The sequence below is a fragment of the Aquimarina pacifica genome (assembly GCF_000520955.1).
In the GTDB taxonomy this organism is placed as follows: Bacteria; Bacteroidota; Bacteroidia; order Flavobacteriales; family Flavobacteriaceae; genus Aquimarina; species Aquimarina pacifica.
On the sequence record NZ_JACC01000020.1, the window covers coordinates 71,942 to 91,059 of the forward strand.

Here is a 19,118-nt window from a genome sequence, read left to right on the forward strand (position 1 = left end):
TTTTCTTATTTATTCAGAGCACTCATCGGTCTTACACCAATACCTATTAGCGGTCAAATTATCTATTTTGTAATTAATACGATGTATTATTATCATTACATTAATGTATTATAGAGATTCCTTTTTTTATCCTCAAAAAAGAACCTTCAATTTATACTGGTAAAAAATAATTTATCACATTTTGGTCAATCAATATCACAAATCGTTCAATGTTTGGTAAGGTTGTTTTTAAACGATACATTCAAACCAGAACCAGTAGTAAAAAATAGGAAAATGAAATATTATAGTGTTTTAGCAATCATGTTTTTATGTCTTATCTATGCTTGTTCTTCTGACCCTGATGCTGAAGAAATTGGCAATACGCCTGATGAAACAGAAAATGAGGTTGATGCACCAAATATAAATGCGATAGCTCCCACCAAAACAAATTTTTCTTGTGAAGCATGTGACCATATCATTGACACTAATACAGGAGTTATAGATGGTGAAGAACTTAATATTCTACCCGGTCAAATAATTGGATTATCAGGTGATGGTGACCCTTATAAAAATTTAACATTCAATAATATTATAGGCACCAAAGAAAAACCTATTATCATACGAAACTGTAATGGGCAAGCTATTATAGCATCTACGGGTTCATTTGGAGTCAAATTTAGAAATAGTGAATATTTCAAATTCATCGGAGATGGTGATGAAAGTACTGATTATGGGATTAAAATTTCGACGAGCAAAGGATTCTTTTTAACCTTTGAACAGCTAAGTAGTAATTTTGAAACGTATTTTATCGAAATAGCGGGGTATGAACCTAGCGGAATAGGTGAAGATAATGGGTTTGCAGGAATAGGTGTAAAAACAAGTCCGTATCAAGATTGCGACCTTTTTACCGACCCCACAAGAACGGCATGGATCATGGAAAATGTGACTGTAAAATATTGTTACATTCATGATGTTGGTGGAGAAGGGCTCTATATTGGACATGGTTTTTATAATGGTAGACAAGAAAGCGATTGTTCTGCAATAACATATTCACATTCTATACAGCACATTCGAATCCATAATAATATTATAGAAGATGTTGGATATGATGGAATTCAGATAAAAAATGCAGATTTAGATTGCGAACTATACAATAATACTATCAAGAATTATGGTCAATTAAATGAAGGTGCACATAATGAAGGCCTTTTTATAGGAGGAGGAACAACTGGCAAATTTTACAACAATTATATCATTAATGGTACCGGTCACGGAATTCAGTTTCAGGGTATGGGGAATGTAGATATTTTTAATAATGTGATCGCTAATAGTGGAGATAATGGGTTTTATGGCGCTAGCGGAACACAGGTATATCGTATTCCTGATGGTTACTTTAATATTATCAATAACACCTTCGTAAACTCTGGAAATAATGGTTTTGCCTTTTTTAATAATGATGGTGGCACCAAAAGACTAATCAACAATATATTTGCCGGGTCAACAGAAGATCTTTACAGAAAGGGGGCTACCATAGATACAATCAGTAATATAATGACTCAAAACCTAACTGCTCTAGATTTTTCTAACCTATTAACACATGATTATTCAATAGGTGTTAGCTCGATAGCATTAAACAAAGGTGAAAATGTAGCTACATATGGCATATTAGAGGATATTATAGGAAATGCAAGACCAGAAAATAATACCAATGATATTGGTGCTTATGAAACGAAGGAATGATATCCTGAATTAATAAAAACCCCAACATGTTTTTAAAACTTGTCAGGGGAATAAATCGATAAAAACCTGAGGTGCGACACATCTCAGAATAGTGTTCTTATTGCTTTATGATCTTATGCGTTTTTTTATAACTACCTGCTTTACTAGAAATATGAATCATGTAAAAACCTTTTTGATATGCACTCATATTAATTTTGGTTATCGATGATTCTGATCCTACTTGTATCGTCTCTGCATAAACCTTTTTACCCGTTGTATCGGTAATCAAAAGATCTATCATATCTACATAAATACCTGTAAGATCTATAGATAGTAGATCGACTACGGGATTAGGAAAAATAGGCATTATATCTTCTGTTACTATAAAATCATCTGTGAGTAATTCACTTTCTAGCCCTGTGGGACTTTCTGCCAATAAAGCTGTTTTTTTACTGAAAATAGTAGCTCCACTTTCTAAACACATAATGGCATCAAGATCATATCCATCGGCAAACCAAGGGAATATTCTTTTTTCGCTAATATCTACTACCCGTATATAGTTTGCTGAGGACAAATTTCCCACAGCAAGATCAAATACTCCGTCCTGACAGGTAGTCCCTAAGGATACATAAGTAATCCCGTCTTGAGAGGCAAATACTTCTGCTTTTTCGGGATAATAATAACAAGGAATCTCAAAAAATCCGGTAGACTCGAATACAGCAAACTCATCGGCATCTGCATTGTCAAAAATCTCGTTATCAAGAGCTATGGTAATAGATCCGCCAAACCCTAAACTCACAAAATTATGATGTTTTCGTTCTTCGGCAATACCTAAAGCATGTTGAGGATTACTTCTGCTTCGAGATATTTTTCGGCCGTCTCTTCTTCTTCCCTGATCAAAAGCAACAATAGATTCGCCAATACATGAATTCTCTATAGATGAAGGTACCAATAAAAACCGTGCAGAAACAGGAAAGTGGTCAGAAGTAGTAAAGGCATAATCTCCATCGTATACCTCGTAATGTACACTTACAGAAGTATCAATATATGCATCTGCAAACTCATTAGTAACGGTGATATGATCAATCATATTTTCTCTAAATACATAAGAGCGTCTGCCTGCTTCACTCAAGGCTGCTGAAACAATCCTATAATTAGCAGTATCCTCAACATAGGCTTGATAGGTAGAAATGGTAGATGAGACATCGGCTACGGTTTGGTCTACATCATCATTATAGTCTCCTAAGAGTACTACCTTATTATTTGCAAAATTAACGTCTAAAGAGTCTTTGAGTACTCCAACATCATAAGCGCGCATATCATACCGCTCTTGCGGATCGCTACTCAGGTTGGCTCTTGCGTGTAGCGCGATCAAATCAATGCGGTCGGTTACTCCATTAATTGTAACATCAGCAGTCATCAAAAACGGCAATCTTCCACTGGCATAAAAACGAGATGTTGTGCTTGGATATTCTACTAATGCAGAATCATCTCCACCATTATATAATGGATGTATACTCTTAAACATAGCTCTGGTTTCTACCACAGACACGGTTTCGGTATTATATATAAATCCTAATTTCTGTACCACTCCTGTTGACTCAGGATATGAAAAAGCATCAGATAAGACATAGTCATACCCCGGTAACAGATCTACCAATTCTGCAAACAATACATCATCGGCAATCTCTTGCACCGCATAAATGTCTGCTTGCAGGTTTTGTAATACCGTTGCAGTGCTATCCCTCTGTATTTGATCTGATAGTGGGTTTCCTGCTACAGGAGAATTGGTCTCATCACCAAACCACTCAATGTTCCAGGTGACAACGTCAAAGGTATCTGCTTTGTCAAAACCTACTGTATCTGCAGGTGGGATATAATCTGTTGCACAAGGCATATCTGCCGATGATCTCGGTAATAATTGATAAAATTCTTCGAATCGACCCACCACTCCTGTAATATTTGAACAAGTCTCTGGCTGTGCTTTGCCAACAAGCGAGATGACATCATTATCTATACGCAAGGCACCAGTACCACTATTATCGGTGAGTGTAAAATTAGCATTACCAAAGAAAATATCTCCTGGATTTGGGAAGATCGTATTCGATATACGAACAAGTTCTCCAGGATGATCTGCCAATTCTGCCAAAGTTATATCTAGAGCTGTAATAGGCACTTGCGGAATCCCATTATTTACTACCTCGACTACAGAACTGATTTGTATCTGATCACTAAAATTAGCCCGTATACCCGTTACAGTTATTGAGTCACCAACCTTGAGTGTCGCATCGGAATGTACCAACGCATCAAAAATAGCAATTCCACCAGTAGCATCCTGTAGAAATGCGGGTCCGTTAAAACTGTTGGTTACTGTAAGAACCCCTGTAATAGTTACTCCTTCTCCCTCTTCGGCCGCTCTTGCTTCGGCAATAGAGATAGGATCTCCAGGTATTATAATAACTCCTTCATTACTAGCTCCTGGTGTTGGGGTTTTGGCAACATACGCCGAGGTATTTAATGCTCCTCCTTCTCCGTTCGGTGATCGCTGTAGAGATTCACTATCCTTGGCTCCGTTTTGATCTTCATTAACCTGAGGTTGTCCCGAATTGAGCAATGCTAATAATCCAGTATCGTCATCATCATTAGTGTCATAAACAATAGCATCAATCAGATTTTCTGTTGTGATTTCACTTCCGTTAGGAAAATCAGTGGCATCACCAAAATATAAAGCAATCGCATCGGCTCCATTCTGAAAAGAATTGCCACCTATTACTAAACCTACATTTGTCACTTCTGCATTTCCTACCACAAAATACCCTTCATCATTGGTAAAAAACCCATCTAAATCAATCGCATTATAACTAGTATCATTGTTACCGTTATAAGTCACCAAAACATATCCATCAAGTGCTATATTTCCTAACCCACCATCGTATAATTCTACAAATTCTAGAGCATCGGTACCTTCTGTATCTGCGTCTAGTTCATTAATAATAAGGTCTACTTGTACTGTTGCATTTGTATTACCTCTTCCCGGGGTAGGTGTCGCTTGTGTATATGTGTTCGTATTTCTAGCCCCTCCTGATCCATTCGGAAATCGCTGCAAAGAATGCTTATCTTTATCATTTTTATCATCTTCATTTATTTGTGGTTCACCACTGTTTAGAAGTATTAATAATGCTTCATCATCACTATCATCGGTATCATATACAACGGCATCAATCAGATTTTCTGTCGTGATTTCACTTCCGTTAGGAAATGCAGTTGCTTCTGTTTTATAGAGTGCTACAGCATCGGCTCCATTTTGCAATACATTCCCCGAAAACAGTAGTGATACATTTGCCACTCCTTCATTTCCGGCTACAAAATATCCATTACCGTTGGTTGTATAACTTGACAAATCATAAGTTGCATAACTAAGGTCATTAGATCCATTAAAAAGAACCAGAATATATCCATCGAGAGCAGTATTCCCGATTCCGCCATCATATAATTCTATAAACTCTAAGGCATCAGTTCCTTCGGTATCTGCATCTAGCTCATTGATGACCAAATCAATTTCGGTACTATCCTCTGCAATCCTATTTTCACTACCTGGAGTATTCAATGCTTCTCCTGCTTCTGCAATTACCGCAGGAAAACTTGGTAATCCACTACCCTCAAAATCATTTCTGATCCAATCATTAATAGTATCTGTATCTTCTCCGTTTGGGATTCTTGATGCGCCTCCTACTACATCTGTGACACCATCAAAAGAAGGAGTCAAAATAACACTACTATAGGTAAGATCAGAACTACCACCATCACTAATCGCAATCTCATCAATAATTGTTTGCCATGGAATACTATCAAAAACTCCCATATCGGTGCTATCTAAATCCTGACCTACAGTTCCTGTAAAATCTCTAACCAATAACAAAGTCACTGTTCCGTTTTCGTAAATATTGCCGCCTAGTGTGGTCGTAAAATATCCATTACTATCCGTAATCCCTAACTGCTGTACTTCATCAATAACTCCAGGCCCAGTGATATCTCCTTCGATTTCTAGCAACCAATAATCACTAAGATCTGTTTCTGGTAGTGCGTATACCTCTACAAACTCATCAGTATCCGCTCCTGTATGGTTAAAAACGAATTCATTAATAACGGGCACAACCTCTATAGTTCCAAAAACCTGATTGGTATTAATCGTTCCATATGTACTTGTCGTTGTTGGCTCCCATATAAATTCTGAGTAGGATGTTCCTGATCCGGATAATTGCAGCGAAGCCCCAACCAATGTGCTATTGGTTTCTGCTACTCCTATATCGATACTTGTTAGTCCTGATGCTGGTCCATCGACTGCCGTAAGTGTACCTTCGTAACTCAGGAATTGTATAACAATATTATTATTATCTACTAAGGCAATCCCATCTGGAGAGCCATTTTGCAATCCGTTAACCGGAAGTACTTCTACCCATGTTCCATATCCATTTTGTTGATCTGTAAGTATTCCTGAAAGGGCAATTGTGTTATATACTGTACCTGATAATCCATTATATAATAAAAGACTCCAACCACCAAGATCTGTACCTGCTTCGCCAGCAATCTCTATTGCTTCGTTTGTATCTGTACCTACATTATCGTAATGAATTTCGTTAATAAATACAGATTGTGTAAACCCTAATTGAATCCCAAAAACCAAAGAGACTCCCACTGAGAGTAAAGATAATTTTGACATCATGACTGCTTATTTGTGTGAATTTTTGAATAGCATAAGGTATAATACCGAGCTGGTTATAAACACTTTATTATGTTAAAAAAAGTTTAAGAAATATACCAAATTTATTTTAGTAAAATACTCACAAAAGTAATTCCTCACAGACTTTAAAATCTATGAGGAATTACCTATTTAAAATTCGTCAAAAACAAATTTGGATCTCATTTAGAAGAATCGCGTAAATGCTCTAAAGCTCCCTGTGTTCTGTGGTCTGTATCTTTTGACTTGACGTTTTTTATTAGTTCCTGTATAATAATTAATTTTCCAGATGCCATTATTAAGATCTACCTGAGCTTCTAGGACACTATTACCATAAAACTGCATACGTGTCAATCCGCATACAACATTGGTCCATGTAGTTGTATCATCAAGATATCTCCATGATCCGCCAAATACAGAATTTCTGATATTTGTGTTCCATAAACCGCTATCACAAAACTCAATATTCGTTGGTGTAGAAACTACGGGTGCATAGCAATAGGTATTAGCAAAAACCGCCGCTCCCACATCATAACATGATGCTTTTTGTACACTTCCGAAATTTGGTTCTAATAACTCTAGAGAAGCTCCGGTGTTACCGGTAGCTCTTTTTGATTGTTCAAGAGCACCCATGGCTGCAGTTTTTGCAATCGAGGCAGGTACCGCTATAGATGCATCAGTAATCCCCAGAAAAATATCAAATGGTGTTCGCTCCGTATCATCTAGTAACATAGCCACAGGATCATTTTGATCAGCAAACTCATTAAGTTTGTGTACCACGAGTATATTTCCTTCAGTTCCGACTTCTAAAAATTTAAATTCATGTCCATTCTTCTGTACTCTTGCCACTTCTACTTGCTTCGGAGCCACCTGTACACTATTTATATCAGTCTCTAATTGTGCATCTTCATCTATAAAATCAGTACTATCTTCTCTCTCACAAGAGAAAAGAAACAGTGCACTCACAATTGGTAATACATAAAATAATTTTTTCATTTTAATTTAGTTATTTAAAAACAATACCCCTATTTATTTTTATACAGACAATAGTGTATAATCTGTTTTTTTAGAAACTCATGCGCTGTATTGTACAACCAAATTTTTACTAGTACACTTTATTTGGATACTTAGGCCAGCTTCTCCTAATTACAATACATCATCTGAGGTACTTATTATTTGTAAAATTTTACAAGACGAAACTACATGCTTAAAAAGAGGTAGATATCCGAGAAGGTTGAATTTCAAAAAAACAGGACGTTATTTAGGGGGTTTGCCTGTTATAAAAAGGGGAAATACCAGTATGAATATTAAAACTTCGTTACAAAAATAGAGCCTCATGTTTCTATACATTAACGACAGTGAGTCTAAAGAGTCAAGAATCCTATAGATTCACTCTTTTTAATATCCTATATATCGTACAATTTGCAAAGCGTAACTTTTTGAATCTCAAAACAGGTACAAGTAAGTTATTAAACCCACTACATAAAAAATAAAATGTGATCCATTCCTTTTGAGTTGAGGATCACAGAAAATGCATAAAAGTTAAAAAAACAAAGGTTAATCAAAATAATTATTGATAATATTATTTATAAAATGTTATTTTATTAGAAATAAATCATAAATAAAGTTAAATAATTACACATAAATCATTTTTTGTTAAATTTATAATTTTTAACCAAGGTTTGAAGTTTATACAATGTATTACACAACGAATCTTTAGAAGATTCCTAATTACTTGTATAGACAGTTACAATTCTTTTTAAACCTTTATAACACTACATCTTAATTATAAAACTCTAACTTTTAAAATCATGAAAAAACACGTAAAAACACTGTTGCTTTTTTTCTTTTCGATAACAATAGCTTCAATTTTTAATTCTTGCGAGAATGAAAATTTTGAATCGATTAGTCAGGAAAGCGTAATAAATCAAGAACAGGAATGGGTAGAAATTGAATTGAACGGTCATCTTGTTACCGTACTAAAAGTAGGCAATGAATACAGATTAGGAGATATTATAATCCCTATTGACACTTCCATAAGTAGTAAATCAGTAGGTCGGGTAAGTAATCGATGGCCAAATAATACGATTACCTACGTCCTAGATCCATCAGTATCATCAAGTATTGTTGAAGATGCTATAGAACACTGGGAACTATTTACTAACCTTAGATTTGTAGAAAAATCTTTTACTGGGAGTTATGAAGATGTTAAGGGTTCACTCTTATTTTACGAAGGATCAGGTTGTAGTGCTGGTGTAGGATATTATGGAGAAGATACAGAGCATAACGTTTCTGTAGGCAGTGGTTGTGGTGTAGAAGAAACTATACATGAAATAGGGCATGCCGCAGGATTATGGCATGAACAGAGTAGAAATGACAGGGATCAATATCTTGAGGTACATTGGGAAAATATTAGTTCGGGTTCAGAATATAATTTTCAAACCTATGTAGAAAGAAATACTGATGGGTCTGAATACACAGAATTTGATTTTAATAGTGTTATGCTATATGACTCCTATGCCTTTTCTGTAAATGGCCAACCTACATTAACCAAAAGCAATGGAAGTACTTTTACTAGGCAAAGCGAAAACTTATCTTATTTAGATGTTCAAGGATTAGAAATCATGTATCCTCAAATAGGATCAAATAAAAAGATTTCTATTGAAAAATATGGGACATTTGTTAGTTCAGAAAATGGAGGTGATATCACAGCAAATAGAGATGAGGTAGGAACCTGGGAAGAATTTGAAATAGTCCCTTATGGTGATGGTTATGTATACCTAAAAGGAAATAATGGTAAATATTTAAGCGAAGGTAGTGGTGATTATTTGAGATTTGATCAAGATGCAATTGAGAATGCTACAAAGCTTTATCTGTATAGAAGTGGTGGTGGAACTTATGGTATTCAATCTGCAAACAGCGGTATGTATTTATCAAGAGAGTATGGGACGGACAAGCTTATTTTTGGGGAAAACTATCTTAACGGAGAAAGTGCATTTCAAATAGCACTCATAGAATCAAATACTATAATAAATATATCTGATGTCATTGCACTTCTAGGAAGTAATGGAGAATATGTATGCAGTGAAAATGGCACAAAAGCTATGAACTGTAATAGACCCGAAATTGGTGCTTGGGAACAATTCGAAGTTGTTGATGCTGGAGATGGGCTAATTGCTTTAAAAGGAAGTAATGGAGAATATGTATGTAGTGAAAATGGTACAAAAGCTATGAACTGTAATAGACCCGAAATTGGTGCTTGGGAAAAATTTGAGCTCATTAGTCTTGGTGGTGATAGCTATGCCCTAAAAGGAAATAACGGTAAATACGTAAGCTCTGAAAATGGTGATGGTTCAATGACCTGTGATACAGATGAGATCACTTCCTCAGAAGAGTTTACAATTATCAAACTCTAATAGAAACAGATTTGATAATAAAAAAGGTCGCATAAAACTATTTTATGCGACCTTTTTTATTATCAAAGATTACCTTGAAGTTGTAAAATGAAGTGCTCTTACATCTTATTATGTTGTAATCTCACGAATACCGGAAAATGATCACTATACCCTCCATTATACTTTCTGCCTCCGTATGTCCTAAAAGGAGTCCCCTTATATCTTCCTTTGTATACTTTTAAAAAATCGGGATCAAAAATTTTAGCATCCGAAAAAGTATGCTTTCCTTTCTCATATTTATGAAAATTATGACTAAAAATAATCTGATCAAAGAGATTCCATTGACCTCTGTAATTGGTAGTTCCTCTATATCTAGTTAGTAATCGTTCCATTGGATTAAAAAGATCATGCTTAACCAAATGTTTTCTAACACTCTCGCAAGAGGGGTCATCATTAAAATCACCCATAATGATAATTTTTGCATCTTCATTCTCTGAGGTAATCCTATCAATAATTTCTCTGTTTTTTTTTGCTGCAGCAATACGCTTATATGCGGTACCTTCTGCCCCATCACGTCGAGAAGGCCAATGATTTACCAAAATATGTACTTCTTCTTGATTAAGATTTCCTGTAACCCACAAAATATCACGTGTATAATCTCTATTGCCATCTGGGTTATTGACAAGTACAGGAATATTCTCAGAATGTATTACCTCAAAATATTCTTTTTGATACAGTAAACCCACATCAATACCACGCTCATCAGGTGAATCGTAGTGCACTATACCGTATTGTTTCTCTTTTAAATGCTTAGACTGAATAAGGTCTTCGAGAACTGCTTTGTTTTCTGCTTCGGCAACACCAATCAATACCGGAGCTTTTCTGGTTTTAAGAAAGCCTATATTAGATATCGCCGTGCCTAGTTTAAATATTTTCTTTTGATACCGTTTTTGGTTCCATTTTTTTTCAGAATCAGGCAGAAAGTCCTCATCCAAAGTATACGGATCATCTTTGGTATCGAATAGGTTTTCTAAGTTATAAAATGCAACTGTATAATAATCTGTAATTGTTTTTTTGAAATAAAACTTGTTCGACATTCTGGTGATTTTTGCAAGAAAGCCTTTATATTATAGACTCTTGAGTATATTATTATTGTATTTTTGTAACCCCGATCAAAATTGGGTTAAAGGCACAATATAACAAATTTAAGATATAGAAGATACGGTAGCCAATGATAGAAAAGACGGAAGTAGCATACGAAAAAACAGTTTTAATAGGAATTATTACCAAAAATCAAGATGAGGAAAAACTCAATGAATTTTTGGACGAGTTAGCGTTTCTTACTTATACCGCAGGTGGTGAGGTCGTAAAGCGATTTACTCAAAAAATGGATATCCCTAATTCAAAAACTTTTATTGGTTCTGGTAAGCTAGAAGAAGTACGTATTTATGTTGAGCAACATGATATTGGGACTGTTGTTTTTGATGATGAATTATCTCCTGGCCAACTGCGTAACATCGAGCGTACACTAAAAGCCAAAATTATTGATCGAACAAACTTGATTCTTGATATTTTTGCACAGCGTGCACAAACCAGTTATGCACGCACCCAAGTAGAATTAGCTCAATATCAATACCTATTACCAAGATTAACAGGCCTTTGGACACACTTAGAGCGTCAAAGGGGAGGTATCGGGATGAGAGGACCTGGAGAAACAGAAATTGAAACAGATAGGCGAATAGTAAGAGATCGCATTTCTTTGCTCAAAAAGAAATTACTTACTATCGATAAGCAAATGGCAACCCAGCGTGGTAACCGCGGAAAATTAGTTCGTGTCGCTTTGGTTGGGTATACGAATGTGGGAAAATCTACTTTGATGAATGTTGTTGCAAAAAGTAAGGTTTTTGCAGAAAACAAACTTTTTGCAACACTAGATACTACAGTACGCAAAGTCGTTATTGGTAATCTTCCTTTTTTACTTAGTGATACTGTCGGTTTTATAAGAAAGCTTCCTACTCAACTTGTAGAGAGTTTTAAAAGTACACTTGACGAGGTTCGAGAGGCTGACTTATTATTGCACGTAGTTGATATTTCGCATCCTCAATTCGAAGATCATATCGAATCTGTAAACAAAATATTAGGTGAAATCGATTGTCGTGATAAAGCAACTATTATGATTTTTAATAAAATAGATGCCTATCAACATGAAACTATTGATGCTGATGATTTGATAACAGAAAAAACAAAAGCACATTATACTCTTGATGAATGGAAACAAACATGGATGAGTAGAATCGGTGACAATGCGCTATTTATCTCTGCTATTAACAAAGAAAACATTGATGATTTTAGAAACCGTGTGTATAAAGAAGTGCGTGATATACATGTGACTCGCTTTCCTTATAATAACTTTTTGTATCCAGAAATTGTAGAGGAGTAAAAATCTCTTTTTAAAATCTTGATATCCTAATGCCCTTTACTTTTGTTTTAGTTTTGGCCTGTTCTTACTATACCCATACATGTGCACTACTAAAATTCATATTTAAGACCTATCCCCATTACCTCTCTGATCTGAAACCCGTTAGTCGCATTATCATCATAGATACTCTGAAAAACAAAACTCCCGGTAATATATTTATTTACCAATAAATTAATATTTAACGTATAGTCGATATCAACATTTGCCCAGTCTTCTATATAATTCGAATACATAGTAAGAAGATGCTCTACGGTAATATTTTTTACCAGAACAAATTTAAAATTGGCTGCCAGAGATCCTCCAAACTCGAATCTAGAGCTTTTATATTTATCGACTCCAAAATAATCACCATCAACATAAGTATCTCCGCTAGTAAATTTATCGTCTACAACTATCAAACGTCCCGTTACAGGGGCAATGTTAATATTGAGATTGTCACTTTTTTTCCAGAGTAAACCTGGCCCTACTTGCAGATAGGCAGGTGAAAAGAAATGCGTTTCTTCGGTACGAATGGTTTCGCCTGTATCAGGATCAGTACTAAATTCATATCCTTTTGCAAATTGAGAAATGAAATTAACAAATAAGGAATAATTCCAAAAACTTTCATCGATTCTCTGCCCTAACCTAGAATTGAACTCAATTCTATCACTAGTTTTACGTGCAAAAACCTCTTCTTTTAAAAAAGTAAGTCCATAATCTGCTATAATCTTGTTATCCCACGTCAGGCTATTCTTCTTATAATTAAACTCATAGGCAACAGCAGTATTTCCCGAAATATTTGAAGTTCCTCCTGCCTGCCAATCATAATTAAACGCAGATTGATTAAAAAGTAATGAAAAAAGCCCTTTGCTTTTCCACCCTTCTTGTTCTGTAACTTTAGTCTTTGCGGGGTTTATTTCTTTTAACTTTTTAGTAAGAACTATGGTGTTTAATTCTCTAGTTGTGTTTTTTAATATACTATCTAAAGACCTTTCTAATTGCACTTGAATTGAATCAAGCATTTTTGGTTTTCCTTCTTCTTGACCAGAAATTTTTGAAAATAAAAGAAATAAAAAAGCAGCTATATATAATCGCTTCATTTGATAATTCTATGCAGGAGTAGGATACAAAGGTAATAGATGTGTTTAGGTTTACAAAAAGTACGAATGCCAAATAATTCTATTTAAAATGTAATTTTATGCCAATTCTGAGTTAAGATGTAATTTGATCTTCACGTTTTTAGAAAGAGAAATCCCCGTATTTTCTTAGAAAATACGGGGATTATATATCAATATTGTATTAAAATGGTTTACACCTCATTTACTAGAAAGAATAACTCATTCCTAGATTCCAGAAAGTTTGTAATTCATTATCAACATTCTCTAACGTTGGTACCGTATCACCATCAGCAATTTGAGCTATGGCATAGTTTAACGCTTCTTGCTTATTACTTCTTAGACCAAAATCAAATCCAACACCAATCTTTTTCCACAAAGTATACGCGAATGAATTAGTCCACTGCCAGTTTGAGTAATCAGCATCTTCATAACTCATAAATGCAGATAGATTCGTTTTGAAGTTAATTGCACCTATTTTACGTGTGTAATCGGCTACAATTTTTGCTCCCAAAGAAGATTCGAATACCGAATCACCTTCACTAAATACGAAGTTATAGTTTAATGGATGAACAACTACAATAAGGTCTGGAATTGGAGTCCAAGTAAAACCAACCCCAAGATCTAAATATCCAGGATCATTAAAGTTATTTAACAATGTTGTTCTGTATTCGCCTAATGTTGATACTGCTAACGTTTTTGATAGATTATAACCAAATAGAGAAGTTAGTGTAAAAATATCATTCGTCTCTTTAAAATCTTCCTCATCAGTAGGATCATCTTCATTATCTAGTTTTACCCAAGAAAGATTTACATTTAAACTATTTCTCCAAAAATATTTTTCTTGTTTTAAGTTGGCATATGCATTTAATGTTGCTCCTATTGTTCCTGCAGAGTTGTTAGGTGCTGCCTGTGAAAACCAGTTTTGATAACCAGAAAGACTTCCTCCTAAAGTACCAAAGGCACCTATTTTCCATCCTGGTAATGCATCTATTTGTGCCTGAATTGCATTTGCCCTTCCTTCAATAGCGGCGATAGAATCTTTTTTTGCAGACAATATAGTCTTTAGCTCTTCTTCTGTTTGTGCGTTTAAGGATACGACTCCCAATAAAAACGTAGTTAATAAAATGAGTTTTTTAATCATTTTTGTTGAATTTTAATTAATTTGAAATAAAAAGTCCTAAAAGTTTTTTTTAAAATAAGACATTTAATTTATCATCGGCAAATTTAAAGGAACCCAAATCATGGGTATAAAAAAAAGCTGATGACGGCATTGATTTTTCGGTATAATACCATAAACACCGATAAAGTAATTATTTTCTTTTATACAACGGAACCGAAGAACAGGCTTCGCCATACATAATACTCTTTGCAAGAGGTTGCAATTTTTGAATTAAAGTAATATAGGCTCCTTGAGGAACTGGTTTATTTGCACACCCTTTTATAATTAATAATTTGTCTTGATATCCAGAAACGTCCAAACGATCTATAATTTCGTTATATAGTATGGTCTCCAGAATTTCTAGTGAACCTACAACTACTTTTTTGGCTATAGGTGCCAATGCACTTGTTACCAAAAGGTAGGCCCATCCCGGGATAATTGCATCTGTAGAGCAAGTAAGAGCTACATAGGTGTCTTGATATTGACTCCAATCATGATCCGCTACATGTTTTCTAAAATCTTTCTCCCGCAGTAGTAACCCCTCAAAAAGCCAATCCTTGATATCAAAAAGAATGCGATTGCCTTCAGGATAATAATCTTCTAAATCAAAAGTAATTAGCTTTTTATTATTTGCTACTCTATTTACTATTTCTTCTGCCATAGTATATTAAAAACTTCCTTATTAGATATTGATAAACTACTTATAACATCCCTAATTCTAACTTAGCTTCCTCGCTCATCAAGTCTTGTGACCAAGGTGGGTCAAATGTTAGTTCTAATTCTACATCGTTTACTGCATTAAGAGACTTTACTTTTTCCTTTACCTCTTCTGGTAAAGATTCTGCAACCGGGCAATTAGGAGAGGTAAGTGTCATCAAAATTTTTACATCATAGTCTTCATTAACAAAAACATCATATATCAATCCTAATTCGTATATATCCACCGGAATTTCGGGATCGTAAATCGTTTTTAATACACCTACAATTTTTTCGCCCAATTCATTTGTATTTATAGTAATATCACTCATTTTCTTTTTTTAGTGTCTTTTGATAGAAAAACTCAATCAAAAAATAATTAATTCAATTGTGTTTGGTACGCAACAGCGTACATTTTTATTTGTTTGATCATACTAACCAAACCATTTGCACGTGTTGGCGACAAATGTTCTTTTAATCCTATTTCATCTATAAAGCCTGTATCAGCATCAATAATATGAGTAGGATGTTGTCCTGAAAAAACGCGTATTAATATCGCAATAATACCTTTGGTAATAATTGCATCACTATCAGCGGTGAACACTACTTTATCATCCTTCATCTCTGCATGAACCCAAACTTTGCTCTGACACCCTTTGATAATATTGTCTTCAGTTTTATACTTCTCTTCGATAAGAGGAAGTGACTTACCTAACTCTATCATATACTCATATCGTTGCATCCAATCCTCAAACATGTCGAACTCATCAACAATCTCTTCCTGAATTTCCTGTATTGTCATTACTTGCAATTTTTTAACAAAAATACAATAATACCGTTTGAACTTTGAACAGAAAAGAACAAAATATTCAGCTAGTACTATTAACATTACCATTTAAAAGTTATACCTATTAAATAGTAATTATTTTCATTATTTCTCTGCCCTAAAAATCGATATAGTTGACCAATGAATATTGGTTATTCTATATTTTCTCCCAATGATAGTATAGTGTTTACTAATTGCTTTATTTCTTTAGGCGGACTACCATGATCAAAAGAAGACGATGTATATGTTTTTGAGGATGAGCGGATTATCAATTTTGCATGTAACGCTCGATCCACACTTTTATAATCTGTTGGTGTTTCTAATTTGTGTATCTTCTCAAGATCTATTTTATTCAAACTAGACTGGATTGTAGCCCAATCGTCTTTAGAACATTTTTTAGACCCAATATCTTTTTTGTTTCTATCCTCGGTCTTTTCTATAAAATCAGCAGAAACCTTTATCGAAAAAAAAGCCCCCCTACTCATTGTCTCATACCTAAGGCTTTCTATTTTTTCTTGAAGATATGTGTATGAAACAGTATCAGATCGTTCTATTGTATTTGACACAAATGCACTTACACTGGATTCTTTTCTAACCTCCTGACAAGAAATCAAAAAGAATAAAATACTTACTATAGTCACTATCCTACACATATTTTTTCTTTTAGTTTCAAAATAATACCACCACTCATCTATTTTATAAAACTTTCTCGAGGACCATCTATTGCAAAAACCGATCTCATCCTTTCTTTTTGTCCTTCTGTAAACATATACATACATGCATCATCTGTATAATCCATAAAATTCATTGTAATATCATTAGACTCACAACGCACAATAGGATACTCCGGACAACCATAATTGGGTCCATCTGACCTTGGGGTGTCCTCTACAAAATCGTCCTGACTACAATTACCATCTCCCCAAATATGTCTTAAATTTAACCAATGTCCTACTTCATGGGTTGTTGTTCTTCCTTTGTTAAATGGTGGGGTAACTGACCCTTTTGTTCCAAAAAATTGAGAACTTACCACAATACCATCGGTGTCAGCACTATCACCAGGAAATTGCGCATATCCCAAAATCCCACCACCAATAGTACATACCCAGATATTAAGATGCGTCTCGGGGCTAATAACGTTAGATCCACCATTTGATGCAAATTTCATTTGATCATCGGTCCCCCAAGAATCCCTTGTAGCAGGAATTCTAAGGATACTATCTAGTGAAAAATGTATGTTCGTTTCTGCCGCAATACCCATAAATTCTTCCGGAATTTGAGAACTATCTTCATTTGTTTTGGTAAAATCTTGATTCAGTACATCTATCTGAGAAGAAATCTGTTCGTCACTTATATTTTCGACATCATTGCTATAGATCACATGAACTATTGTCGGAATCGAAATTGTATCGGTACCACTGACCTTATTTTTCTTATTTCTTTGAATTACACGTTGACATAGTGTTTCTATGGTTTCCATTTTTGACCTTAAATCAGGTGTTCTTGCCATGTGTTTTTCTAAAACTTCCATGGTACTGCACCGAATTAAAGATTGGCTCTGTAATGAATCTGAAGTTTGGGTTTCTGGATTCTCCTGTTGGTTTCCTTCTTGATTCTCTGTATCAGCATTGCGTTTTTTAGAAGGTATGCAATTTGCTAAAAGTGCTACAAGTATCATTAAAACCAATATATTTTGAATAGTCTTCATGTCTATTTTAACTTATAAAGAGATACTATATCAATATAAGTATAAAACAAGAAATAAAAGAAACTTGTTTTACTCTTTAACAAAGAATAACATTATTTAATGATTTGACTGTTACTATGTTAAATTAGATTAATTGAAAATTCAAAAAACGACTTTATTCTGTTATTGTAGAATTAGTAACATTAATATCTGTATCACTATGCGCCGAAATCCCAGGATATGCAGGGTACCATGAACCTCCTATATTATTTTGAATTGTTGAATCTTCTATAACAACATTTCCCGAATGGTCATTGCTAACAAAGATAATAGCAGCGCCAAAATCATTTACCTCATTGTGTTCTATTACCGTACCAAGTACTTCTAATGTCATAGTATTTCCGTCGTTGTATATAGCACCACCACTTCCTCCTCCTGGGGTTCCGGCTACGCTGGGATTTCCTCCATTACCAATTGCTGTATTATAGGAGAACAGACTGTTAATAAGTGTCCAGGATACTCCTATGCTACTTACAGCTCCTCCATTTGACCCTGAGTTACCGTATCCTTCTTTTCCTCCAAAAGTACTATTCACAATATATACAGGTTGATCATCGTATTGACTAAATACTCTAATGGCACCTCCTCCTACATCTGGACCCACACTGGCACAGATATTATTAAAGAATCTGGTATTTACGGCTTTAAACCGTCCTCCTCTTATCCATATTGCACCACCACCATCATATTCGGTTTCATTAGTAGAATTTCCATTCGCAAACGTAATATTTTGTACCGTTAATCTCGGATGGTCCTGATTCTGACAATGATCTGTTGTCCATACCTGATCAGGATCACAGGTGTTCATATACAGAATCCGAGTCTGGCCACCTCCACTAAGTGTTATCAAACCACCACCATCAATGACAACTTCGGTATTGGCATTATTAAATACTTTTGCCGGCGAAGTAAGTGTAATGGTAATTGGATCTGGACCACAATCAAAAACAATTTTACCTCCTTGTGCTACAGCATCGATAAAAACCTGTCCTGTGCAACTCTCAGGAGTACCATCACCAACTACTGTATCTGGACTAGAAACATCTTCTAATCCTGCTTCTGTAGGAATAGGATAATTACCCTCAGGATTTCCTGCCACAATCCCATCAAAAGGATTATCTAATGGATTATCAACAACCACAGAATCACTTGTGTTTTCTGACTCATTACTACAAGATGCTATAATAAAAATTGAAAATAAGGTTACTCCATATTTTTTGAAAAGAAGATTGGATTTCATACTGTAACTACATTGGGGGTTATGATATCATAGTAAACGAAAT

At 34.8% G+C, this 19,118-nt stretch carries 14 protein-coding genes; 3 read left to right on the forward strand and 11 right to left on the reverse strand.

Annotated features, from left to right (window positions below; genetic code table 11):
* Window positions 1-273 precede the first annotated feature (273 nt).
* Window positions 274-1,719 (forward strand): right-handed parallel beta-helix repeat-containing protein, encoded by a 1,446-nt coding sequence (locus DZ60_RS0111310; protein WP_025742181.1) that lies wholly within the window; start codon window positions 274-276, stop codon window positions 1,717-1,719.
* Window positions 1,720-1,816: 97 nt separating this feature from the next.
* On the opposite strand, the gene DZ60_RS0111315 is transcribed toward DZ60_RS0111310, so the two are convergent.
* Together DZ60_RS0111315 and DZ60_RS0111320 are read right to left on the reverse strand one after the other, a co-directional pair.
* The gene (locus DZ60_RS0111315; RefSeq protein ID WP_081740475.1) at window positions 1,817-6,421 is read right to left on the reverse strand and encodes a T9SS type A sorting domain-containing protein; all 4,605 of its coding nucleotides are present in this window, start codon (window positions 6,419-6,421) and stop codon (window positions 1,817-1,819) included.
* Between the two features lie 201 nt (window positions 6,422-6,622).
* Window positions 6,623-7,432, reverse strand: coding sequence for a hypothetical protein (locus tag DZ60_RS0111320; protein WP_025742183.1), 810 nt, complete (start codon window positions 7,430-7,432; stop codon window positions 6,623-6,625).
* Window positions 7,433-8,247: 815 nt separating this feature from the next.
* Between DZ60_RS0111320 and DZ60_RS24250 the strand changes: the two genes are divergently transcribed.
* A complete protein-coding gene (locus tag DZ60_RS24250) occupies window positions 8,248-9,852 on the forward strand; it encodes a M12 family metallopeptidase (RefSeq protein ID WP_025742184.1) in 1,605 nt (534 codons plus the stop codon).
* Between the two features lie 98 nt (window positions 9,853-9,950).
* Here DZ60_RS24250 and DZ60_RS0111330 read toward each other — a convergent pair whose 3' ends face one another.
* Window positions 9,951-10,928, reverse strand: a complete 978-nt coding sequence (locus DZ60_RS0111330) for an endonuclease/exonuclease/phosphatase family protein (RefSeq protein WP_025742185.1) — start codon at window positions 10,926-10,928, stop codon at window positions 9,951-9,953.
* Between the two features lie 134 nt (window positions 10,929-11,062).
* Here DZ60_RS0111330 and hflX point away from each other — a divergent pair, with 134 nt between their 5' ends.
* The gene (gene hflX / locus DZ60_RS0111335) at window positions 11,063-12,271 is read left to right on the forward strand and encodes a GTPase HflX (protein WP_025742186.1); all 1,209 of its coding nucleotides are present in this window, start codon (window positions 11,063-11,065) and stop codon (window positions 12,269-12,271) included.
* Between the two features lie 89 nt (window positions 12,272-12,360).
* On the opposite strand, the gene DZ60_RS0111340 is transcribed toward hflX, so the two are convergent.
* From DZ60_RS0111340 to DZ60_RS0111375, 8 genes are all read right to left on the reverse strand, one after another.
* A complete protein-coding gene (locus DZ60_RS0111340; protein ID WP_025742187.1) occupies window positions 12,361-13,389 on the reverse strand; it encodes a DUF3078 domain-containing protein in 1,029 nt (342 codons plus the stop codon).
* 223 nt (window positions 13,390-13,612) lie between these two features.
* On the reverse strand, window positions 13,613-14,545 hold the full coding sequence (locus DZ60_RS0111345; protein WP_025742188.1) for a DUF3078 domain-containing protein: 933 nt from the start codon (window positions 14,543-14,545) through the stop codon (window positions 13,613-13,615).
* Between the two features lie 172 nt (window positions 14,546-14,717).
* Window positions 14,718-15,227 (reverse strand): DUF2480 family protein, encoded by a 510-nt coding sequence (locus DZ60_RS0111350; RefSeq protein WP_025742189.1) that lies wholly within the window; start codon window positions 15,225-15,227, stop codon window positions 14,718-14,720.
* A gap of 40 nt (window positions 15,228-15,267) precedes the next feature.
* Entirely contained in the window at window positions 15,268-15,594 is a 327-nt protein-coding gene (locus DZ60_RS0111355) for an SUF system Fe-S cluster assembly protein (protein ID WP_025742190.1), read from the reverse strand.
* Window positions 15,595-15,641: 47 nt separating this feature from the next.
* Entirely contained in the window at window positions 15,642-16,064 is a 423-nt protein-coding gene (locus DZ60_RS0111360) for a SufE family protein (RefSeq protein WP_025742191.1), read from the reverse strand.
* 176 nt (window positions 16,065-16,240) lie between these two features.
* Window positions 16,241-16,741 carry a hypothetical protein gene (locus tag DZ60_RS24255; RefSeq protein ID WP_152537416.1) on the reverse strand — a complete coding sequence of 167 codons (501 nt, stop codon included), beginning with the start codon at window positions 16,739-16,741 and terminating at the stop codon, window positions 16,241-16,243.
* 38 nt (window positions 16,742-16,779) lie between these two features.
* Window positions 16,780-17,796, reverse strand: a complete 1,017-nt coding sequence (locus tag DZ60_RS0111370) for a zinc metalloprotease (RefSeq protein WP_025742193.1) — start codon at window positions 17,794-17,796, stop codon at window positions 16,780-16,782.
* Between the two features lie 154 nt (window positions 17,797-17,950).
* Entirely contained in the window at window positions 17,951-19,075 is a 1,125-nt protein-coding gene (locus DZ60_RS0111375; RefSeq protein ID WP_025742194.1) for a hypothetical protein, read from the reverse strand.
* Between the last annotated feature and the right edge of the window lie 43 nt (window positions 19,076-19,118).